Annotated in this window: 26 protein-coding genes; 25 read left to right on the top strand and 1 reads right to left on the bottom strand. The window is 49.7% G+C overall.

The features are described 5' to 3' along the window. The first annotated feature begins 12 nt into the window (after positions 1–12). The 16 genes from MKY41_RS10795 to murA all read left to right on the top strand — a co-directional run bounded on the left by MKY41_RS10795 (position 13) and on the right by murA (position 15,261). Complete coding sequence (locus tag MKY41_RS10795; protein WP_340745686.1) at positions 13–564, top strand: TIGR01440 family protein; 552 nt, start codon at positions 13–15, stop codon at positions 562–564. Positions 565–622: 58 nt separating this feature from the next. Next, positions 623–1,876, top strand: a complete 1,254-nt coding sequence (gene glyA / locus MKY41_RS10790; protein ID WP_340745012.1) for a serine hydroxymethyltransferase — start codon at positions 623–625, stop codon at positions 1,874–1,876. 797 nt (positions 1,877–2,673) lie between these two features. Continuing rightward, the gene (upp, locus tag MKY41_RS10785; protein WP_340745011.1) at positions 2,674–3,303 is read left to right on the top strand and encodes a uracil phosphoribosyltransferase; all 630 of its coding nucleotides are present in this window, start codon (positions 2,674–2,676) and stop codon (positions 3,301–3,303) included. 40 nt (positions 3,304–3,343) lie between these two features. Then, complete coding sequence (gene wecB / locus MKY41_RS10780; protein ID WP_445683332.1) at positions 3,344–4,441, top strand: non-hydrolyzing UDP-N-acetylglucosamine 2-epimerase; 1,098 nt, start codon at positions 3,344–3,346, stop codon at positions 4,439–4,441. Positions 4,442–4,565: 124 nt separating this feature from the next. After that, positions 4,566–4,709, top strand: coding sequence for a hypothetical protein (locus MKY41_RS10775; RefSeq protein WP_340745010.1), 144 nt, complete (start codon positions 4,566–4,568; stop codon positions 4,707–4,709). A gap of 698 nt (positions 4,710–5,407) precedes the next feature. After that, complete coding sequence (locus MKY41_RS10770; RefSeq protein WP_340745009.1) at positions 5,408–5,779, top strand: ATP synthase subunit I; 372 nt, start codon at positions 5,408–5,410, stop codon at positions 5,777–5,779. Between the two features lie 30 nt (positions 5,780–5,809). After that, positions 5,810–6,535 (top strand): F0F1 ATP synthase subunit A, encoded by a 726-nt coding sequence (atpB, locus tag MKY41_RS10765; protein WP_340745008.1) that lies wholly within the window; start codon positions 5,810–5,812, stop codon positions 6,533–6,535. 65 nt (positions 6,536–6,600) lie between these two features. Next, the gene (gene atpE, locus MKY41_RS10760; protein ID WP_041073138.1) at positions 6,601–6,825 is read left to right on the top strand and encodes a F0F1 ATP synthase subunit C; all 225 of its coding nucleotides are present in this window, start codon (positions 6,601–6,603) and stop codon (positions 6,823–6,825) included. Positions 6,826–7,101: 276 nt separating this feature from the next. Beyond that, complete coding sequence (atpF, locus tag MKY41_RS10755; protein WP_084212548.1) at positions 7,102–7,656, top strand: F0F1 ATP synthase subunit B; 555 nt, start codon at positions 7,102–7,104, stop codon at positions 7,654–7,656. Further along, on the top strand, positions 7,653–8,192 hold the full coding sequence (locus MKY41_RS10750; RefSeq protein ID WP_340745007.1) for a F0F1 ATP synthase subunit delta: 540 nt from the start codon (positions 7,653–7,655) through the stop codon (positions 8,190–8,192). The genes atpF and MKY41_RS10750 overlap by 4 nt, the downstream gene beginning before the upstream one ends. Before the next feature lie 25 nt (positions 8,193–8,217). Continuing rightward, positions 8,218–9,726, top strand: coding sequence for a F0F1 ATP synthase subunit alpha (gene atpA / locus MKY41_RS10745; RefSeq protein WP_340745006.1), 1,509 nt, complete (start codon positions 8,218–8,220; stop codon positions 9,724–9,726). Positions 9,727–9,965: 239 nt separating this feature from the next. Beyond that, positions 9,966–10,820 (top strand): ATP synthase F1 subunit gamma, encoded by an 855-nt coding sequence (gene atpG / locus MKY41_RS10740; RefSeq protein ID WP_340745005.1) that lies wholly within the window; start codon positions 9,966–9,968, stop codon positions 10,818–10,820. 43 nt (positions 10,821–10,863) lie between these two features. After that, positions 10,864–12,279: a F0F1 ATP synthase subunit beta gene (gene atpD, locus MKY41_RS10735; RefSeq protein ID WP_340745004.1), complete on the top strand. Its 1,416-nt coding sequence runs from the start codon at positions 10,864–10,866 to the stop codon at positions 12,277–12,279. 232 nt (positions 12,280–12,511) lie between these two features. Then, positions 12,512–12,916, top strand: a complete 405-nt coding sequence (locus MKY41_RS10730; RefSeq protein ID WP_041073150.1) for a F0F1 ATP synthase subunit epsilon — start codon at positions 12,512–12,514, stop codon at positions 12,914–12,916. Positions 12,917–13,386: 470 nt separating this feature from the next. Beyond that, positions 13,387–13,614, top strand: a complete 228-nt coding sequence (locus tag MKY41_RS10725; RefSeq protein WP_340745684.1) for a DUF1146 family protein — start codon at positions 13,387–13,389, stop codon at positions 13,612–13,614. Between the two features lie 351 nt (positions 13,615–13,965). Continuing rightward, the gene (gene murA / locus MKY41_RS10720; protein WP_340745003.1) at positions 13,966–15,261 is read left to right on the top strand and encodes a UDP-N-acetylglucosamine 1-carboxyvinyltransferase; all 1,296 of its coding nucleotides are present in this window, start codon (positions 13,966–13,968) and stop codon (positions 15,259–15,261) included. A gap of 180 nt (positions 15,262–15,441) precedes the next feature. Here murA and MKY41_RS10715 read toward each other — a convergent pair whose 3' ends face one another. Beyond that, on the bottom strand, positions 15,442–15,645 hold the full coding sequence (locus MKY41_RS10715; protein WP_340745002.1) for a hypothetical protein: 204 nt from the start codon (positions 15,643–15,645) through the stop codon (positions 15,442–15,444). A gap of 147 nt (positions 15,646–15,792) precedes the next feature. Here MKY41_RS10715 and spoIID point away from each other — a divergent pair, with 147 nt between their 5' ends. The 9 genes from spoIID to MKY41_RS10670 all read left to right on the top strand — a co-directional run bounded on the left by spoIID (position 15,793) and on the right by MKY41_RS10670 (position 22,171). Continuing rightward, positions 15,793–16,665 carry a stage II sporulation protein D gene (gene spoIID / locus MKY41_RS10710; RefSeq protein ID WP_340745001.1) on the top strand — a complete coding sequence of 291 codons (873 nt, stop codon included), beginning with the start codon at positions 15,793–15,795 and terminating at the stop codon, positions 16,663–16,665. A gap of 10 nt (positions 16,666–16,675) precedes the next feature. Beyond that, positions 16,676–17,338, top strand: coding sequence for a M23 family metallopeptidase (locus tag MKY41_RS10705; protein WP_340745000.1), 663 nt, complete (start codon positions 16,676–16,678; stop codon positions 17,336–17,338). A gap of 157 nt (positions 17,339–17,495) precedes the next feature. Continuing rightward, positions 17,496–17,765, top strand: coding sequence for a sporulation transcriptional regulator SpoIIID (locus MKY41_RS10700; RefSeq protein ID WP_340744999.1), 270 nt, complete (start codon positions 17,496–17,498; stop codon positions 17,763–17,765). 182 nt (positions 17,766–17,947) lie between these two features. Continuing rightward, positions 17,948–18,940, top strand: coding sequence for a rod shape-determining protein (locus MKY41_RS10695; RefSeq protein WP_340744998.1), 993 nt, complete (start codon positions 17,948–17,950; stop codon positions 18,938–18,940). Between the two features lie 57 nt (positions 18,941–18,997). Next, the gene (locus MKY41_RS10690; RefSeq protein ID WP_340744997.1) at positions 18,998–19,837 is read left to right on the top strand and encodes a flagellar hook-basal body protein; all 840 of its coding nucleotides are present in this window, start codon (positions 18,998–19,000) and stop codon (positions 19,835–19,837) included. Between the two features lie 31 nt (positions 19,838–19,868). Beyond that, the gene (locus MKY41_RS10685) at positions 19,869–20,705 is read left to right on the top strand and encodes a flagellar hook-basal body protein (RefSeq protein ID WP_340744996.1); all 837 of its coding nucleotides are present in this window, start codon (positions 19,869–19,871) and stop codon (positions 20,703–20,705) included. 168 nt (positions 20,706–20,873) lie between these two features. Beyond that, positions 20,874–21,203 carry a DNA-directed RNA polymerase subunit beta gene (locus tag MKY41_RS10680; protein WP_340744995.1) on the top strand — a complete coding sequence of 110 codons (330 nt, stop codon included), beginning with the start codon at positions 20,874–20,876 and terminating at the stop codon, positions 21,201–21,203. Between the two features lie 46 nt (positions 21,204–21,249). Further along, positions 21,250–21,687, top strand: coding sequence for a 3-hydroxyacyl-ACP dehydratase FabZ (gene fabZ / locus MKY41_RS10675; protein WP_340744994.1), 438 nt, complete (start codon positions 21,250–21,252; stop codon positions 21,685–21,687). Between the two features lie 91 nt (positions 21,688–21,778). After that, entirely contained in the window at positions 21,779–22,171 is a 393-nt protein-coding gene (locus tag MKY41_RS10670; RefSeq protein ID WP_340744993.1) for a hypothetical protein, read from the top strand. Positions 22,172–22,279 lie beyond the last annotated feature (108 nt).

Here is a 22,279-nt window from a genome sequence, read left to right as displayed (position 1 = left end):
CAGGTGTCGAAAGTGGATGCTTTACATTTATGGAAGCTTCAACTGGAACAACTGTTAGATGAAATGGCCGAACAAGCCCCGCCTGCGCGCGGTACGTTTTTCGTCATCGGCTGCTCTACTTCCGAAGTGGCCGGTAAACGGATCGGAACGGGCGGCGCCTTGGAAATCGGAGAGGCATTTTTTGGCCCGTTGCAGGCATTCGCCAAAAAGTACGGAGTGCATCTCGCATTTCAAGGATGCGAGCATATTAACCGAGCTTTGACGGTTGAACGGAAGGCGAGCGAGAAATTCGAACTTGACCCGGTGTCGGTCATTCCGGTCGTCCGGGCGGGCGGGTCCATGTCGGCCTATGCCTATCAACATTTGGAAGATCCGGTCGTCGTGGAATCCCTCCGTGCCCACGCGGGGATAGACATTGGACAGACGATGATCGGCATGCACCTGCGGCCGGTAGCCGTCCCGATCCGGACATCCATCCGGCAAATCGGCGACGCGGTCGTCACCATCGCAACAACCCGGCCGAAGCTGATCGGCGGGGAACGAGCGGTTTATCGGATCGAATAAAAATAAGGTTTTCATTCGACCCAGTGCACTACTATAAAAAATAAAGGGGAAATAGTACATGGATTTAAGCAACGTACAACGGAACGACGCGGCTGTATATGAGGCAATCATGGCCGAGAAAAATCGTCAAAATTCCAACATCGAACTGATCGCCTCCGAAAACTTCGTCACAGAAGCGGTTATGGAAGCACAAGGCTCCTACTTGACGAATAAATATGCGGAAGGCTACCCAGGCCGACGCTATTATGGTGGCTGTGAGCATGTCGACGTTGTCGAAAACATCGCCCGCGACCGCTTGAAAGAGATTTTTGGAGCAGCGTACGCGAACGTCCAACCGCACTCCGGTGCACAGGCGAACATGGCTGTGTATTTCACAGTGCTGAAACCAGGTGACACAGTGCTGGGCATGAATCTTTCCCACGGCGGCCACTTGACGCACGGAAGCCCGGTCAACTTCTCAGGTGAATTGTACAATTTCGTAGAATATGGTGTAAGCAAAGAAGACGAGCGCATCGACTATAACGATGTCCGTGAAAAAGCGTTGGAACATAAACCAAAAATGATCGTGGCAGGCGCAAGTGCGTATCCACGTGAAATCGACTTCGCGAAATTCCGTGAAATTGCGGATGAAGTCGGCGCTTATCTATTCGTCGACATGGCCCATATCGCAGGTCTTGTTGCAGCGGGCGAACACCCGAACCCAGTGCCGCACGCGCACTTCGTTACGTCCACAACACATAAAACATTGCGCGGACCACGCGGCGGTCTGATCTTGGTAAATGAAGAATTCGCGGAAGAATTCGGCCGGAAACTCGACAAATCGGTATTCCCGGGCATCCAAGGCGGCCCGCTCATGCACGTCATCGCAGCGAAAGCCGTGGCATTCGGAGAATTACAACAACCGGAATTCAAAGAGTACGCCAAACAAGTGAAACGCAATGCGAAAGCACTTGGCGAAACATTGGTCGCAGAAGGCGTCGATATCGTCTCCGGCGGTACGGACAACCACTTAATTCTATTGAAATTGAACTCGCTCGAGATCACAGGGAAAGTCGCAGAGCACGTGCTGGATGAAGTCGGCATCACAGTGAACAAAAACACTGTCCCATTCGATACTGAAAGCCCATTCGTCACATCGGGTATCCGGATCGGTACGCCAGCCGTCACAACACGCGGATTCAAAGAAGAAGAAATGAAAGAAGTCGGCCTCATCATCGCCAAACTTCTCAAAAACCACGAGGACGAAGCAGTCAAAGAAGAAGCACGCCAACGCGTCGCTGCCCTCACTGCCAAATTCCCACTATACAGCTAATGAGAAACCGCCCGGGCTACGCCCGTGGCGGTTTTTCTTTTGGGCGCGGCGGATAGGGGATTGCTCATAACTGGGGCTTCGCTCATAAGTGGTGGCTTGGCGCTTATAACAGCGGGTGCCGCGCTCATAAGAGGTGGCCTTGCGCTTATAACAGCGGGTGCTACGCCCATAAGAGGTGGCCTCGCGCTTATAACAGAGAATGTTGCGCTCATAAAATCGTATTCGTCGCTCATAACATTATGTCCCGTGCTGATAACTTGGGCCAAGTGTCGATAACTTCGCGCCAGTGCTGATAACTTCGTGCCAGTGCTGATAACTTGGGTCAAGCGCTGATAACTTCGCGCCAGTGCTGATAACTTTGGACAAGTGCTGATAACTTGGGCCAAGTGCCGATAACTTCACGCCAGTGCTGATAACTTGGGTCAAGCGCTGATAACTTGGGTCAAGCGCTGATAACTTTGGACAAGCGCTGATAACTTTGGACAAGTGCTGATAACTTGCGCCAAGTGCCGATAACTCGTGCCAAGCGCTGCTAACTTGGGTCAAGTGCTGATAACTTTGCGTAATCGTTGATAACCTCGTGCCTGCGCCGATAATTCCACGCCAACGCATCCTGCACAAGTCGCACCACAAACCCCAACCTCCATTCACCCCCATAGCTCGCACCTCCAATTCCTTTCAAACCCCTGTCCCCGCCAATGTTCAAACAATGCTCCAAATGTCGGTTTTTCATTTGACCCGGAATGGTTTTGAATCTGTTATAATGGACAGGACATTCCGAAAAGGAGCGAATAGTTATGCCGAAAGTACATGTTTTTGATCACCCGCTCATCCAGCACAAATTGACCTTTATCCGTGATACCAACACGGGCACGAAGGAGTTTCGTGAACTGGTGGATGAAGTGGCGACTCTCATGGCGTATGAAATCACCCGTGAAATGCCTTTGCAAGAGGTGGAAATTGATACGCCGGTCCGCAGAGCGAAGTCCAACGTGTTGGCCGGAAAGAAAATCGGGATTGTGCCAATCCTGCGTGCAGGGATTGGAATGGTCGATGGAATCCTGAATTTGATCCCTACTGCGAAAGTGGGACATATCGGATTGTATCGTGACCCGGAGACGTTATTGCCGGTTGAATATTATGCAAAACTGCCAAGCGATGTATCGGAGCGTGATTTCATTCTTGTTGATCCGATGTTGGCGACAGGGGGATCGGCGATTGAAGCCGTGAACTCCTTGAAGAAACGCGGAGCAAAAAATATTAAATTCATGTGTCTGATTGCGGCACCGGAAGGCGTGAAGGCGCTGACCGATGCGCACCCGGACGTTGATGTGTTCATCGCGGCACTTGATGAAAAGTTGGATGAGAAAGGATATATTGTTCCTGGACTCGGAGATGCGGGGGACAGACTTTTCGGAACAAAATGATCTGGAAGGCGTGAACGTGTTGAAACGCAAATGGAAAGTGATGACAATTTTCGGCACACGGCCTGAAGCCATCAAAATGGCCCCGCTCGTGCTGGAACTGCAAAAACATGAGGAAGATATCGAGTCGATCGTGACGGTTACCGCGCAACATCGACAAATGTTGGACCAAGTCCTCGAGACATTCGGAATTCAGCCGGATTATGATTTGAATATCATGAAGGATCGTCAAACATTGGTGGATGTCGCGACGCGGGGGTTGGAAGGCCTGGACCGCGTCATGAAAGAGACGGAACCGGATATTGTGCTCGTGCACGGGGATACGTCGACGACTTTCATCGGAAGTCTCGCGGCATTTTATAATAAAATAGCGGTTGGCCACGTTGAAGCGGGGCTCCGTACGTGGGACAAACACTCTCCGTATCCGGAGGAAATGAATCGCCAATTGACAGGTGTGATTGCGGATCTTCATTTTGCCCCGACTGAAAAGTCCGCTCGCAATCTGCTGGACGAAGGAAAGCCGGCGGACCGGATTCATATTACAGGGAACACGGCGATCGATGCGCTCCGGACGACAGTGCGCGACGAATATGCCCATCCTGTCTTGGACCAGTTGGGAACGGATCGCCTTCTCTTATTGACCGCCCATCGAAGGGAAAATCTTGGAGAGCCGATGCGTAATATGTTCCGGGCCATCAATCGCTTGCTGGACAAGCATGCGGATCTCCAAGTGATTTACCCGGTTCATATGAATCCAGCGGTCCGGGAAGTGGCCGACGAACTGCTCGGCAACAATCCGCGCGTTCAGCTGATTGAACCGCTGGAAGTGGTGGATTTCCACAACTTTGCCGCACGTTCCCATATTATTTTGACCGATTCGGGCGGCATCCAGGAAGAAGCTCCGTCCCTAGGGAAACCGGTGATCGTTCTGCGCGACACGACAGAACGGCCGGAAGGAATCGAAGCGGGAACGCTGAAACTGGCGGGTACCGACGAAGATACCATATTCGATTTGACGGACACTTTGCTATGTAATGAAGAGGAATATCACAAAATGGCCCACGCTTCCAATCCATACGGGGACGGCTACGCCTCCGAGCGGATTGTGGCCGCCTTGAAGGATTATCTAGCTTCTCAATGAAATCTTGACAACCGGGACTAACCCGGTTGTTTTCTTTTAAATTAGGGGATTGGAATTGGACTGCATTGGCGTGGAAACTTTCATGGGAATCATCTAAACTGTAAGGGCAATCTCGGGAACTATCATGGCTCTGCCCAAAACTGTCATGGCGCGGGCGAACTGTCATGGCAATCCGCTCAACTGTAAGGGCAATCTCGGGAACTATCATGGCTCTGCCCAAAACTGTCATGGCGCGGGCGAACTGTCATGGCAATCCGCTCAACTGTAAGGACAATCCCTGAAACTATCAAGGCCCTTCCCGGAACTGTCATGGCGCGCGGAAACTGTCATGGCAATCCATCTAACTGTAAGGGCAATCCGGGAAACCGTCATGTCTCCGTCCAGAACTGTCATAGCACATGTAAACTATCATGGCAATCCGCTCAACTGTAAGGACAATCCCCGGAACTTTAATGGCCCCGCCCGAAACTGTCACGCCTCAAGTCCCACACACCTACAAAAACCCTAATCCACCAACCTCCCATAATCCCCAATTTCACTTCAACTTCTCAAATTTGTCGTTTGTTTGACAAAACTGTCGCTATGTGAAGATTTTCACGGGAATCAATTGACATCAAATTTGCGCTATTGTATGCTAACAAAGGATAAGAATGATAGGGTTTCATCTATATAAAAATGAACCGCCACCGAACCGTCGAGGTTTCGATCATCACATCCCAAATCGTCGATTGGTGCGGAAAGTCGGGTGTCGCTTCCACAGCAGGTATCTACGCTTCTTGACACCGAATCGACAATACCCTAGCAATTTTCAGGTTTCCATCCTTTGCGGAGTCTGCCGGTAACAGGCTGGACAGCGACACGGGAACCACCCCGCTATCCTTTTGTGTTCACTTGCAAGGTCTGTTCATTGGCAGGTGGACAAGCTCCACACGATCCCAAAATAAGAATTCAGGAGAACGACTAACTATGCAAACACTCCAAGAAATCCATAAAAGGCAAAAGAGGGTGCTCTTTTTTTTGCTTGCATTGTTCGTTCTTGGGTGGGCGTTTACTGGATTTCCACGAATTTTTGCTGGATTAATCCTCGGTTCTTTGTTCGGATTGTATAATTTCTGGATTCTTGTCCGTAGAATGGAAAGATTTGACCGTACGATTGCGGCAGGGAAAGGGAGAGCTTCCATAGGGACTGCGATGCGTTTCGCCTCAGGAGTAGCCGCGGCGGCCATCGCGATTTCGTTACCGGAACAGGTTGACTTGGTCAGTACGGTGATCGGTCTCATGATTCCTTATATCCTGTTATTGGTTGACAGGATCATTTATCACGCAAGACATCAATAATCCGACTTGTCAAAGGGAGGTGAACGAAACTTGAACCATGAAAACCCGTTATGGACGGCTTTCGAAGGAACGGCTTTTGAATTGACTTTCAACTTATCAAACGTTCTGATGCTTTTTATCACCTGTCTCATAGTCTTCCTGATCGCCGTTGCGGCAACACGTAATTTGCAAGTCAAACCGACAGGGATGCAAAACTTTTTCGAATGGATTATGGACTTCGTCAAAGGGATCATCAAGAACAACATGGACTGGAAAACGGGAGGCCGCTTCCATGTCCTCGGCATCACGCTCATCATGTTCGTTTTCGTAGCCAACGTATTGGGATTGCCCATGGCGATCACTTGGGATCATAAGCTCTGGTGGAAATCACCAACGGCGGATCCTGTCATCACGATGACACTCGCCACGATGGTCGTTGTCCTGACCCACTACTACGGTGTCAGACAGCTTGGCATGAAACAGTACCTGACAGGGTACATCAAGCCGTTTCCATTCTTGGCTCCAATTAATATCATTGAAGAATTTGCAAACACGTTGACTCTCGGTCTACGTCTTTATGGAAACATCTATGCGGGGGAAATCCTCATTGGACTACTCGCATCACTCGGGGCTTCCAGTTTCTTCGGCTTTGCCGGCGCATTGGTTCCCGCACTGGCTTGGCAAGGGTTCTCACTCTTCATCGGAGCGATCCAAGCATTCATTTTCGTTATGTTGACGATGGTCTATATGGCGCACAAGGTCAATACAGATCATTAAACATATAATGCCCGTTTTTCCGGGCGAAAAACAAAAAACAAGAAAATTTAGGAGGAAATAAAACTATGGTAGGTTCAGTTGGTCTTTTAGCAGCAGCACTCGCAATCGGTCTTGGTGCACTTGGTGCAGGTATCGGTAACGGTTTGATCGTTTCTAAAACAGTCGAAGGTATCGCTCGTCAACCGGAAGCACGCGGTGTGCTTCAAACAACAATGTTCATCGGGGTAGCGTTAGTTGAGGCCCTGCCGATCATCGCTACAGTTGTCGCGTTCATCGTAATGAACCAATAATAGAAACATGATTTAGCAGTCTTCGGACACTTGGAGTGACCGGATAGCTGCTAGGCGTAATTGATTGATAGTCAAAAATGGCGAAGAGCGCAATTTGTAGTCCTTCGCCATTCCTTTATGTATAGGAAGACCCTGATTATGCAAATAATGAACGAATTCGATATCGTACAGGTTCCCGCGGACGTCCGACGGGCCTGATTGAAGCCTTCGGCGGTACATACAGAAGCCGAAGCATGATTGACAGAGGCAGAAGCACTTGAAGGGAGTGAAACAATCGTGTTTTTGGATAACTTCGTCCTATTGGCTGCAGAAGCACCCAATTCAGGATTTCTAGCAAGTTTGAATAACAGATTGAACCTGGGCGATATTATCGTCACGGTCGTATTTTTCACGATTCTGATGATTCTTCTGAAAAAATTCGCATGGGGCCCATTGATGGGTGTCATGGACCAACGTGCTGAATTGATCGCAAAAGAAATCGAAGAGGCTGAAAAAAGCCGCGCAGAATCCCAAAAGCTATTGGATGAACAACGTAATCTCTTGAAAACTGCTCGTGAAGATGCACAGCAAATCGTAGAGAGCGCCCGCAAACAAGGGGATGCTCAACGTGAAGAGCTTGTACAGGCTGCACGCGCTGAAGTGAGTCGTATGAAAGACTCGGCCGCACTTGAAATCGCGACGGAAAAGGAAAAAGCCATCGCGGCAGTCCGCGAAGAATTCGTATCCCTCTCCATCTTGGCTGCGTCGAAAGTACTCGGTAAAGAAGTGTCCGAGGAGGATAACCGCGCACTGATTGAGGAGACGATTGTGAAAGCAGGCGATGCGCAATGAGTCAATCCGTAGCGGCAAAACGCTATGCGCTCGCATTGTTTGAACTAGCGCAAGAAAAAGGGCTTACGGGACAACTTCGGGAAGAGCTTCTCGAAGTGAAGAAAGTGTTCCAAGCCAATGAAAAGCTCGGTGAACTATTAGAGACGCCGAAACTCACAGAGGAAGCGAAAAAGAATTTATTGGCGGGTGCGTTCCAAACGGCCAACCCGTATATCTTAAATACTCTTTTCGTCTTGCTTGAAAAGAAACGCATCAACGAAGTCGTGAACGTAGTGGAAGAGTTTGTCGAGTATGCCAATGATGCAGCTGGTGTGGCGGACGCGAAAGTTTACTCTACCCGTCCATTGACGGAAAGCGAAAGCCAATCGATTTCTGCGGCATTCGCTAGAAAAGTCGGCAAGCTATCCTTACGCATTGAAAATATTATCGATCCGAGCCTGATCGGAGGCATCCGCCTTCAAATCGGCAACCAGATCTACGATAGCAGTTTGAGCGCGAAGCTCAACCGCTTGAAACGGGACCTGATCGGTTCCTAAATCTGAATTTTGAGGGGTGACATACATGAGCATCAAAGCTGAGGAAATCAGTTCTCTTATAAAGCAGCAGATTGAAGGATATCAATCTGAAATGGAAGTGAGCGAAGTCGGTACGGTTATCGTCATTGGTGACGGTATCGCACGTGCTCATGGCCTCGACAACGTCATGGCTGGAGAACTTTTGGAATTCTCTAATGGTGTCATGGGTATGGCACAAAACTTGGAAGCGAACAACGTCGGTATCGTTATCCTTGGACCATACACAGATATCAAAGAAGGCGATGAAGTACGTCGTACAGGCCGTATCATGGAAGTTCCTGTCGGTGAAGAATTGATCGGACGCGTCGTCAATCCGCTTGGTCAACCAGTGGATGGACTTGGTCCGATTGCCACAACAAAAACTCGTCCGATCGAAAGCCCGGCACAAGGTGTCATGGCGCGTAAATCGGTTCACGAACCACTCCAAACAGGTATCAAAGCGATTGACGCATTGGTTCCAATCGGTCGTGGACAACGTGAATTGATCATCGGTGACCGTCAAACAGGTAAAACTTCGGTCGCGATCGACACGATCCTCAACCAAGCCGACCAAGATATGATCTGTATCTATGTTGCGATCGGACAAAAGGAATCCACAGTCCGCGGTGTTGTTGAAACACTTCGTAAAAACGGTGCCCTTGATTACACGATCGTCGTTACAGCATCTGCTTCACAACCGGCTCCGCTTCTATACCTTGCGCCGTACACAGGCGTTACAATGGCGGAAGAATTCATGTTCCAAGGAAAACACGTTCTTGTCGTATACGATGACCTATCGAAACAAGCGGCTGCATACCGTGAACTTTCCTTGCTACTTCGTCGTCCTCCAGGCCGTGAAGCCTACCCTGGTGACGTTTTCTACTTGCACTCCCGTCTACTCGAGCGTGCTGCTAAATTGAACGATACATTAGGTGCAGGTTCCATCACAGCACTGCCATTCGTTGAAACACAAGCAGGGGACATCTCCGCTTATATTCCGACGAACGTAATCTCGATCACTGATGGACAGATTTTCCTTCAGTCCGACCTCTTCTTCTCGGGTGTACGTCCAGCGATCAACGCCGGTCTTTCCGTATCTCGTGTAGGTGGTTCGGCGCAAATCAAAGCGATGAAGAAAGTTGCGGGTACGCTTCGTCTTGACTTGGCGGCATACCGTGAGCTTGAAGCGTTCGCTCAATTCGGTTCCGACCTTGACGCTGCGACAAAAGCGAAACTAGATCGCGGAGCGCGTACGGTTGAAGTCTTGAAACAGGACTTGAACAAACCGTTGAAAGTCGAATACCAAGTTGTCAGCCTTTACGCATTGACACGCGGATTCCTGGATGATGTCGCAGTCAAAGACATCCTTCGTTTCGAAAGCGAAATCAACACATGGCTCGAATCCAACCACACTGAAGTTTTGGAACATATCCGTACGACAAAAGACCTTCCATCTGATGACATGATGGCTGATGCAATCAACGCGTTCAAGAAAACTTTTGTACCGTCCGAATAAATGACTGTAAACTATATAGGAAGAGGTAGTGACAGTGAGCCCTGTTGCTTGAAGTGCAGGCGCTCGACTCCTGCGGGAAAAGCGTTGGCTGAAGACCCCGGAGGGCGCAAAGCGACCGAGGAGGCTGAAGCGACGCCCGCGGAAAGCGAGCGCCGGAACGGAAAGCAATAGCCAGTTCGAAAGTGCGCTTTTCATTCATCCTATATAGTCATAAAAAACGATAAGGTGGTGAATTGCCAGTGGCATCATTACGCGATATAGAAACTCGTATTAAATCGACGAAGAAGACAAGCCAGATCACGAAAGCGATGCAAATGGTTTCCGCTTCGAAACTGACGCGTGCCGAGCAGAACGCAAAAGCGTTCGTCCCATACATGGAGAAAATCCAGGAAGTGGTGGGCTCCATCGCGGCAGGAACAAGCGACTCCGGCCACCCGATGTTGACATCGCGACCTGTCAAAAAGACAGGATATGTCGTCATCACATCGGACCGTGGACTTGTAGGAGGTTATAACGCTAACATCCTCCGGGTTGCGAGACGTGCCATCGAATCTCGTCACAAGTCGAAAGACGAAGTGATGATCATCGCGATCGGTCGAAAAGGGTTTGAATTCTTCAATCGGATGGGCTTCAATGTCGTTGAAAGTCTCATCGGCTTGTCCGACCATCCTACATTCGGGGAAATCAAAGACATCGCGAACCGTGCTGTTGGCATGTTCACAGAGGGCGTATACGATGAAGTGTACTTGTACTACAATCACTTCGTCTCCGCCATCTCAAGCGAAGCGACTGAAAAGAAATTGCTTCCGCTCACAGATATCACATCGGCACCGGCTGCGTCCTATGAGTTCGAACCATCAGGAGAAGCAATCCTGGAAGTTCTACTCCCGCAGTATGCGGAAAGTCTCATATTCGGCGCGGTGCTCGATGGAAAAGCGAGCGAACATGCTTCCAGTATGACAGCGATGCAAACTGCTACAGATAATGCTTCTGAGTTAATAGATTCTTTAACACTTTCATTCAACCGTGCCCGACAAGCCGCGATCACGCAAGAAATTACGGAAATCGTCGGCGGTGTCGCCGCTCTCGAGTAAGGGCGGACCAGGCAGGGAAACGAGTAAGACAGGAGGGAAAAGCATGAATAAAGGACAAATTCTTCAAGTTATGGGTCCGGTTGTCGACGTCAAGTTTGACGGCGGAAACCTGCCGGATATCTATAACGCATTGAAGGTCCAAATCCAACGTGCGAATGCGGAAGCTGAAACGTTGACATTGGAAGTCGCATTGCACCTTGGTGACGACTCCGTCCGTACGATTGCGATGTCATCGACAGACGGCCTACAACGCGGTGCGGAAGTTCTAGATACAGGTGCTGCTATTTCGGTTCCAGTAGGTGATGTGACACTAGGACGTGTATTCAACGTACTAGGGGAAATCATTGACTTGGGAGAGGAGATCCCGGCTTCCGAGCAACGTGATCCGATCCACCGTTCTGCACCAACTTTCGAAAACCTTTCAACAGAAGTTGAAATTCTCGAAACAGGTATTAAAGTAGTTGACTTGCTTGCACCGTACATCAAGGGTGGTAAAATCGGCCTCTTCGGTGGTGCGGGTGTAGGGAAAACCGTTCTAATCCAAGAATTGATCAACAACATCGCGCAAGAACACGGCGGTATCTCCGTATTCGCAGGTGTTGGGGAACGTACACGTGAAGGAAACGACTTGTACCATGAAATGACGGACTCCGGCGTTATCAATAAAACGGCGATGGTCTTCGGTCAGATGAACGAACCACCGGGTGCGCGGATGCGTGTAGCACTTACCGGTTTGACAATGGCTGAATACTTCCGTGACGAGCAAGGGCAAGACGTTCTTCTCTTCATCGATAACATCTTCCGTTTCACACAAGCAGGTTCCGAGGTATCGGCACTTCTTGGCCGTATGCCATCAGCGGTTGGTTACCAGCCGACACTTGCTACAGAAATGGGTCAATTGCAAGAGCGGATCACATCGACGAACGTCGGTTCCGTTACTTCAATCCAAGCAATCTACGTACCAGCGGATGACTATACGGACCCGGCTCCGGCTACGACATTCGCCCACTTGGATGCAACAACAAACTTGGAACGTAAATTATCGGAAATGGGTATCTATCCAGCGGTTGACCCGTTGGCGTCCACTTCTCGTGCACTTAGCCCTGAAATCGTAGGGGAAGAGCACTATGAAGTTGCACGTCAAGTACAGTCGACGCTACAGCGGTACCGTGAACTTCAAGATATCATCGCGATCCTTGGTATGGACGAATTGAGTGAAGAAGACAAGCTAGTCGTTGGACGCGCACGCCGTATCCAGTTCTTCCTATCTCAAAACTTCCACGTGGCTGAGCAATTCACAGGCCAAGCGGGATCCTACGTGCCAGTTGCTGAAACGATCAAAGGATTCAAAGAAATCCTGGATGGCCGTTACGACCATCTTCCAGAAGACGCGTTCCGCCTAGTCGGCCGCATCGAGGAAGTCATCGAGAAAGCAAAAGGCATGGGTGTCGAAGTCTAATCTTCAGATAAAAATCTTTATAAGCCTCCGGCAGAACTTACCCTGGATCATGCGATGACTGAATGTGCTGCGCTATTCATAGGCGTGGGACACGCGGATGACAGTCGGAAGACTGGAGAACGCGGAAACCGGGCCTCGCCATGATCCGGGGATGCTGTTTTCTGCACCGGAAGTGATGCGGCAATCGCGATACCCCGGAGGCGTTCGATTAAAGGGACCAGGAGGAAAAAAAATGAAGACCATGAAAGTCAATATCGTCACTCCCGACGGCCCTGTCTGTGAAACTGAGGCGGACATGATCATCGCAGCCGCCGAATCGGGCGAAATTGGGATTCTTCCCGGCCACATCGCTATGGTGGCACCGCTTCAAATCGGTGATCTTCGTCTGAAAAAAGACGGTGCGACAGAACATGTTGCCGTACACGGCGGTTTTATCGAAGTCCGTCCGGACGTTGTCACCGTATTAGCCCAAAGTGCAGAAATGGCAGCCACAATCGATTTAGCACGTGCGAAAGCCGCAGCTAAACGGGCAGAAGAAAAATTGCGGGCTCAATCGGATGAGAAAGAACACCAGATAATGGAATACGCTTTGCAACGTGCCATTACCCGGATCAAAGTGTACGAAACGAGATTATAAGCCGATCCTCATTCAGCAAAGACCCGAGTCTTTATGGGTCGAGAGATGAATGCGGAGTGTCTTTTCTTTCACCAAGGCGGACAGGGGATGCACATCTTCTGCCCGTCTTTTAACTTTTGTTTGGCAGGCTACATAAAAGATACAGTCTCCGAATTACAGGACATAGGAATGCCCACGTTGCCAAAGAAGGGGCAACGGGATTCATCAGGGCAGTGCTCTTCTTTTTGAAACGGGACGTCTAAAGTCGGCTGGCGGATGTTAGGAAGGAAGTCTTAGAAGTGTCTCTGCAAAGAATACGGCAAATTGCTCTCTTTGTGAGACGAAAGTGATGCCTTTATTTTTGCAAAGGGCGTAGAAATATGGAAAAGTGAACCCTTTGTTGCTCGATTAGCACTACATGTAGACTTCAAGCTCGACGAATTACGCCGGGGCGTATTTGTTTTGTGAAAAAAGCGGAAGGACGTGAGGAGATGCTCGGATATCATCCCATTTTGGTGATTGCCTCACATATTTTCTTCATCGGTGTTTCATTTTTTGCGTTGCAAGCGGTGATGCCGGAGAAGATTATCCGGAAAAACCGGGTTTTGCAAGCGCAGCTTTTATTCATTTTGATCAGCATTTCCATCGGTTGGGCCGTATCAAATTTCTTTTTGGAGATATCCTATTGGTCAAGACGTATTCCATTCTTATTTGAATGAAGGAACGGGTACTTCCGCTCGGCATGGCATCGCCGCACATATGAAAGGCCTGTCCGTATGTGGGGCGATGGTATGTAGGCACGGTAGGATTTCAAGAGGTTTTTTTTTCTAACAGCGGGGAAAGAAAGGAACAGAGAAGCTGCCCACTCCGAACGATGACACAAATCGTCAAATGTGTACATATTATAGACTATTCGGAAGTCACATGGAAAATAGCCCGGAGGCAGCTTGTTTAATTAGCCAGGGCACTGTAAAATAGTATGTGTTTTTATGCTTAAAATCATGACAAAAATATCGAAATAAATGACGGCATCATGTCTAGGTACAACACTGGAGTCGGAGGGGCTTATTTTGGATAAAATTATTATAACAGGCGGGCGAGTACTGAAAGGCAACGTTCGGGTCGAAGGAGCAAAAAACGCAGTATTGCCTATTCTTGCAGCAGCTTTGCTTGCCACAAAAGGCACGAATATTATTCGCGACGTCCCGGATCTGTCGGACGTGGGCACAATCAACGAAGTGTTGAAAAGCTTGCATGCACAGGTGGAATATTCCCCGGAATATGGGGAAGTTCGAATCGACTCGTCCGGACAATTATCGACAGAGGCACAGTTCGAATATGTCCGGAAAATGCGTGCTTCCATCTTGGTGATGGGCCCATTGCTCGCACGTCACGGCTTTGCCAGAGTCGCTCTGCCAGGAGGATGCGCCATCGGGTCACGCCCGATCGATCAGCATTTGAAGGGCTTTGAAGCGATGGGTGCGGAGATTACATTCGGTCATGGACATGTCGAAGCGAAAGCGGAACATGGGTTGAAAGGCGCGAAAATTTATTTGGACTTCCCGAGTGTGGGAGCCACCGAAAATATTATGACAGCCGCCGCATTGGCGGAAGGCACGACCATTATCGAAAATGCGGCGAAAGAGCCGGAAATTGTCGATTTGGCGAACTTCATAAATGAAATGGGTGGCAGAGTCGTCGGTGCGGGAACGGATTCAATCCGAATCGAAGGCGTTACGGAATTATATGGCACAACTCATCATATTATACCTGACCGGATTGAAACCGGGACCTTCATGGTAGCCGCAGCGATCACGGGGGGCGATATCATCATCGAGAACGCCGTCCCGGAACATAATGCAGCTCTTATTTCCAAGATGGGTGAGATGGGCGTCAGCATTACAGAACTCGAGGAAGGCATCCGAGTGAAAGCGACACATCCATTGAAAGCAGTCGATCTGAAAACAATGCCGCATCCCGGGTTCCCGACAGATATGCAATCCCAGATGATGGCGCTTATGCTGACATCGGAAGGAACAGGCGTCCTCACTGAAACGGTATTCGAAAACCGCTTCATGCACGTAGAGGAATTCCGACGGATGAATGCGAACGTCAAGATTGAAGGACGCTCCGTGATTGTTATGGGGCCATCCAAGCTACAAGGGGCGGAAGTCGCCGCAACCGACTTGCGTGCCGCTGCATCCTTAATCTTGGCAGGACTCGTCGCAGAAGGCGTCACACGCGTCACAGAACTCGAACACCTCGATCGCGGCTACGTCAACTTCCACGGCAAACTCGCCGCCCTCGGAGCGGATATCATTCGCATCTCCGAAACGTCCGAGGAAAAAGCAAAACAATTCGCTTAAAAAAGCCGCCGACTGCGGCTTTTTTTCTGTTTTTAATAAAGCACTGGCGTCCGGCGCGCTCATAATCCATCGTCGTATAACGTACAAACAGCCACAACTTCGAAATGGTCTCCGTTCAACACTTCTATATTAAACCTCGCAAGATCCCGCCTAATCTTGGAAGCTTTCAACGTTTCTGCTTTACTTTCCAACGTATTTCTCAAACCTCACAACGCTCCCACTCCGCCTCTTAATGTAAACTCTAAATCTCTCAACGCATCCGCCATACATCTCAAAGCTTTCGTTCAGCCTCCCAACATAAATTCCAAACCCCACAACGCGTCCAGCCCACCTCCCAACAAAATCCCCAAACCTCTCAACATTCCTGCCCTCTCCATAACGCAATCTCCCCCCCTAAAATGTAATAATCTCACCCATCACCTCATACACTTCACCATGGACAAACTACTCACCGTTTTTTTCATAATTCTACTATTTTTCATCCCCATCCTATTGAAACAGCCGTTGCCGACGAAAAATCTAACGGAGGAGTTGCACGAAGAGTTATGTCCCGTCGTAATCCGGGTGGAAGGCATTGAGGAGCCGATTCCATTGGAAGAGTATGTAGTGGGCGTTGTGGCGGCGGAGATGCCGGCAACATTCCATCCTGAGGCGTTGGAGGCGCAGGCAATTGCCGCCCGGACGTATGCCTTGCGCTCGACTGACAGCGGGAAGAAGTCGATTGCAGCCGATGTGTCTGCCCAAGTGTATGCGACGGAAGCGGACCGAAAAGAACGTTGGAAGAAAGAGTTCAAGCGCAATGAAAAGAAGGTACGCAGTGCGGTCGAAGCGACAGCGGGGGAAATCGTCAAATATGAAGATCAACTAATTTCCGCCATGTTCTTCTCCACATCGAACGGCAAGACGGAAGCTGCGAAAAACTTCAGCGGGAACGACATCCCCTATTTACAGAGTGTCGAGAGCGCGGGGGAGGAACAAGTCGCACCCCAAGTGGAACGCCAAATCGAGATGTCGCTGGCTGACTGGAACCGGGCGATGGGCAATCAATGGAATGCCGATCATTTTCGCTCCCTTCAGCTCGTCCGGAATCCGACCGGCCGCGTCCAGAAAGCGGTCACCACCGGTTATGAAACGAGTGGCAGGGAGATGCGGGATTTGCTTGGACTGGCTTCGACCGATTTTGATATCGCTTTTGATGTGACGAATGAAATCGTCCATGTCACCACGACAGGGTACGGCCATGGAGTAGGGATGAGCCAATACGGCGCAGAAGCTTACGCGCAGAAAGGATGGAATGCGGAAAAGATTCTCCAACACTATTACACCGGGACCGAAATAAAAAAATTCAACTTAGATGATTCCGAGTGTTTAAAAACTCCTTCACTTGCAAATAATAGCAAGTGAGGTGATGACAATGCGAGAAGAAAAACCGAAATCCCCTTCTCAAATGAACAAAGGTTCAAAGAAAAACAATTGGTTCTGGCCTGTCCTGTATTCAGCCATCGCGGTTGTCTTCGTCGGTATGATCTGGGGGTATAACGCATTCATGAAAAGCGATTCCTCTGAACAAGCCGATATGGCAGGCAAAGATCCGAGCGATTCCGTCGTAGTAGAGACAAACGCAGGAAACGAGACGTTGAAATACCCATTCGCCGAAACATTACTCGATGATGCAGTTATTCTACATGAATATTATGATGCCGGCGCGAGTGAGGAAATGCGGGAGAGCGCACTGCTCGTCTTCGATCAGAAATATGTGACGAATACGGGTGTCTGCATCTCGGTAGGAGGCGAACCGTTTGAAGTGGTCGCCGCCATGAGTGGAAAAGTGAAGGAAGTCATCGACGATCCGTTCAAGGGAAGTGAAGTGACAATCACTCACGCGGATGGCAAGGAAACGACGTATGGTTCCTTGACAGGCGTCATGGTCAAACCGGATGAGGAAGTCGTGCAAGGACAAGCCATCGCAACTGCCACGGAAAATGAGTGGAACCCGGAAGCGGGCATCTACTTGCATTTCGAAGTGAAAGAAGACGGCGTCACAAAAAATCCGCGTACTTATCTCGGATTCCAATAAGATTCCTTGAAGCCATTCCAATGAAACTGGAGTGGCTTTTTCTTTTTCCATAGAATATCTCCCGCGACCCTCCAGAAATCCCGTCATTTCCGCATACCTGCCGCATTTGCCGCATAAGATGAAGGAAGATACGGAGCTGACAGGAAAGGAAGAGGGCGTGCACGAGCAAATACGGAGGCGATGCGTGCGCCTCGGCAACATGTTGCTGGAAACGGGACTTACAGTGCGGGCGCTGGCGAAAGCGACGGGGTATTCCAAGAGCACAGTCCATAAAGATCTCACGGACCGCTTACCCAACGTCGACCTGGCCTTATCGGAGGAAGTCGCCAAAATATTGGCCTACCATAAGTCTGTCAGACATCTACGCGGCGGCGAGGCGACACGCATCAAATGGATGAATGAAACGAAGAAGATCGGCGATGAATAGGAAAAAAGGACGTGTCGTGAACAATGCCGACCGTCCTTTTACTTTGGAAGTAAAGTGTAAGAGAATATCCAAAATATTTCATGGTTCCTGGTACCAAAGTATGTTCACTACCGGATAACTATGGTAAAATTATAAGTTAGGAGAGTACATATACGGGAATTTCGGAAGGGGAAAATTGAGGAATGTTTTCAAAAGATATCGGGATAGACCTTGGCACAGCCAATGTCCTGATTCATGTAAAAGGAAAAGGGATCGTATTGAATGAACCCTCGGTCGTAGCCGTAGATAAAAAGACAAATAAAGTGCTGGCCGTGGGCGAAGAAGCGAGACAGATGGTTGGGCGGACACCGGGGAATATCATTGCCATCCGGCCGATGAAAGACGGAGTCATTGCGGATTTTGACGTGACAGAGGCGATGCTTCGCCATTTTATTAATAAATTGAATGTCAAAGGGTTTTTATCCAAGCCTCGCATCCTCATTTGTTGTCCGACCAATATTACGAGTGTCGAGCAGAAGGCAATCCGGCAAGCCGCGGAAAAATCGGGCGGCAAACAGATCTATCTCGAAGAGGAACCAAAAGTGTCGGCAGTCGGCGCAGGAATGGACATTTTCCAGCCGAGCGGCAATATGGTCATCGATATCGGAGGCGGTACGACCGACGTGGCCGTTCTGTCAATGGGCGATATCGTAACCTCGCAGTCTATTAAAGTAGCAGGAGATACATTTGATACGGATATTACGAATTATATTAAAAAAGAGTACAAACTGCTGATTGGGGAACGGACAGCTGAAGATATCAAAATCAATGTCGGCACTGTGTTCCCAGGCGGCCGGAAGGAAGAAATCGATATCCGCGGACGTGATCTCGTTACGGGGCTGCCCCGCACGATCACCGTCAATTCGCAGGAGATCGGGGAAGCTCTCAAGGAATCGATTTATTTGATCGTCCAAGCGGCTAAAAATGTTTTAGAGAAGACACCGCCTGAACTGTCAGCGGATACGATCGACCGGGGGATTTTCCTGACAGGCGGCGGCGCCTTGTTGCACGGGATTGACCAGTTGCTTGCGGAAGAGTTGAAGGTCCCGGTGTTCATTGCCGAAAGTCCATTGGATTGTGTCGCGATCGGAACCGGGGTTTTATTAGAAAATATGGGTAAAGCATCGATGGTGTAAACTAGAGATTGAAATGAATAGAGTTATGCCGAAAATAAGTATAAGGAGGTCAGGCTTATGTTTCGCGGATTTTATACAGTCGGATCAGGGATGATCGCCCAGCAACGGAAGACGGAGTTGCTGGCGAATAATATTGCCAATGCGAATACACCGGGGTTCAAGGCGGACCAGTCCGTCATCCGTTCCTTCCCGGAAATGTTCATGTCAAGTATTGAGACGGCCCGGATCCCGACGAAGAACGGATTTCAAATGAAAGGCCTCTCGCCAGTCGGCCCGATTTCGACGGGTGTCTATATGCAGGAAACCCTTCCGCTGTTTACCCAAGGGCAATTGCGGGAAACGGGGTTGAATACGGATGTGGCCTTGATCGATGGGCTGCTGCCACCAGATGAGGAAACGGGGATCCAAGGTGCGATCTTCTTCCGGTTAGAAAATGAAGGCGGCACGGAACATTATACGAAAAACGGCAACTTTGCACTCGATCCGAACGGTTTTCTGACGCATCCGGCGGGTTATTATGTGTTGGATGAAAACGGCCAGCGCATCGAATTGCAAAATGATGATTTCCACATCACGAGTGAAGGTGTTATCATGGATGGGGACAACGAAGTGGCGACACTCGGTGTTTCATTTGCCCAGCGTCCTGATACGCTTATGAAACTTGGCAACGGGACATTCGTCCAAGAAGGTGGAGGCGATCTGCCGGCTGCAGCTGGCGTCGCAGGCGTCACTTACTCGATGCAGCAACGGTATTTGGAAGCTTCCAACGTGGATGCAGCCCGGGCGATGACCGACATGCTCACCGCTTATCGCGCGTTCGAGGCAAATCAAAAGATCTTGCAAGCATACGACCGAAGCATGGAAAAGACTGTGACGGAAGTCGGACGAGTCACGTGAATTCTCTCTTAAGTGAAAGGGGCCAACACGCATGATCCGCACGATGGCGACAGCGACCAATACGCTCAATCAATTACAACACCAATTTGATATAATCGGCAATAACTTGGCCAATGCGAGCACGCATGGCTATAAATCGAATGAAGCGAGCTTCCATGAGCTCCTTTATCAGCAATTCAACAATGACAAGGCGGACGAGGCACCGCGGCAATCGCCGCTCGGCATTCGCTACGGAACCGGTGCGGTCCTTGGACAAACGCAGATCAATTGGAAGATCGGCTCCTTGCAAATGACGGGCCGGGAACTCGATTTCGCGCTGACGGAACCGAAGCAGCATTTCAATATTCTAATGCCCGGGGAAAACGGCGAGCAGACCGTCTATACGCGGCAAGGGAACTTCTACGTGTCACCGGTGGCAAACGGCCAATTGATGCTCGTGACGGGCGATGGCTACCCGGTTGCGAACAGCGCGGGGCAGCCGATCACGTTTGCCGATAACGTACAAAGCTATAAAGTCCAGCCGGGCGGAGTATTGGAAATGACGTTCACGGACGGAACAGTCGGACAAGCGGAGCTCGGCATCACTGTGATGGAGCGGTCGAACGTCATGACACGCCTATCTGCGACCAATTTCGCCCTTCCGGAAAACTTGGCAGATTTAGGGGTCAATGAAGCAGACATCCTCACCGAGATCCAAGGGGCGGACCGGAACGGAATCGGATTGCAAAACCAGGCACTCGAAGCATCCAACGTCAACTATGAGAAGGAAATGACTGATTTGATTTCCGTCCAGCGTTCCTATCAATTTAATGCACGCACGGTGACGTTGGCGGACCAGATGCTCGGCCTCATCAACGGCATCCGATAATTGCCAGCAGCGAGAATAATACTTTTTTGATGAAAAGCAGCGAAAGTCTGTTACGATAGAGGGGCGGTCCAAGCCATCGAGAGGTTTAGACCGGATGACCCGGATGAAGGGTCTCGGCATAGTCCGGCTACCGGCAGCCAGAGATTAGAGAACTAGGGAGTATCGGATATGACAGATGAAAAACGGTATGGTTCCAATCAGGTCGGTCGGGAGCGGCTGGAAACCGAAGTACCGGCCAAACGATCGTTACGTGCCTCCCGGCATGAACGGAAAAAGAAGGAAGAGACCGGGCAATCGGAGGAAAGCCGGAAATGGGTCCAGATTCGGATCTTGCCGATTTGGCTCCGCATCATCCTGGTCCTCTTGCTATTGGCGGGCGCAGCCATTCTAGGGGCAATGATCGGTTACGGCTATCTCGGAGACGGCCAACCAAGCGAAGTGCTGAAAAAGGAAACATGGACACATATCTTTGATATAATGAACGGAAAAGAGTCGTAAGCGGCTCTTTCATTTTTTACATAACGCACCATCAGGAGGAAATGCTATGCTTACAGCAAGTCAAATACAAGAAATCATCCCGCATCGTTATCCTTTCCTGCTCGTGGATCGGATTCTGGAAATCGAAGAGGGAAAACGGGCGGTTGGCCTCAAAAACGTGACGGTCAATGAAGACTTTTTCAACGGTCATTTCCCAGGCTATCCCGTCATGCCCGGAGTTCTCATCGTGGAAGCGCTTGCACAGGTTGGAGCGGTGGCCATGCTACTAAAAGAGGAAAACAAAGGACGGCTCGCTTTCTTCGCAGGCATCGACAACTGTCGTTTCAAACGGCAAGTGACGCCGGGCGATACATTGCGCCTGGAAGTGGAAATCGTCCGGTTGCGCGGCTCAATTGGTAAGGGGAAAGCGGTAGCGACCGTCGATGGAGAAATTGCGTGCGAAACGGAAATGACATTTGCGCTCGGACCGGCCAGCGGAAACTAAATTTGCAAGGAACTTGAAATTTCGTTACAATGGTCAGTGCAGTGTCGTGCCTACACGGCGACGCACTTTTATAGTAGGAGGGTACAACTGGATGTTCAAAGATTTATCTCCAAATATTAAAAGCAGTATCACCAGATCTATCACACAAACGTTTGAACAATATATGAGCAATATCGAATGGAGCGAGGAACGGTTCAGCATCGATGATTATTTTGCCAGTTGGCGCGAGTACATTACGACAAAAGCGCTCTGGTACAACAAAATTCCCGTTGCGATGAAACAGGATCCTAAATTTCACCAAGACCTGGCCGATCGCATCAATGAAATCATTGAGCGCATCTTGAGTGAACCGCCATCCGAAGAACAGATCGCCACGATTCAAATGATGCAAGAAGAGCTTGGCACCCATTATGAATATGAGTGCAAAGCCGAAGCTTTATACGTGGAAAACTTATTGAAAAATTATATACAAAACCATCGCTGAGCCGGCCGACTGCGCCGCTCCTTTAAATAATAGCAGAAGCATGGATAATTCCCTCTTTTCGAGCCAACCTACAAATATCATACGGTCTGTATGATAAACGGCTTGTGG

The organism is Sporosarcina sp. FSL W7-1349 (genome assembly GCF_038003045.1).
In the GTDB taxonomy this organism is placed as follows: domain Bacteria; phylum Bacillota; class Bacilli; order Bacillales_A; family Planococcaceae; genus Sporosarcina.
Note: the sequence above shows the minus strand (reverse complement) of the source record. Positions and strands in the feature narration are given on the sequence as shown.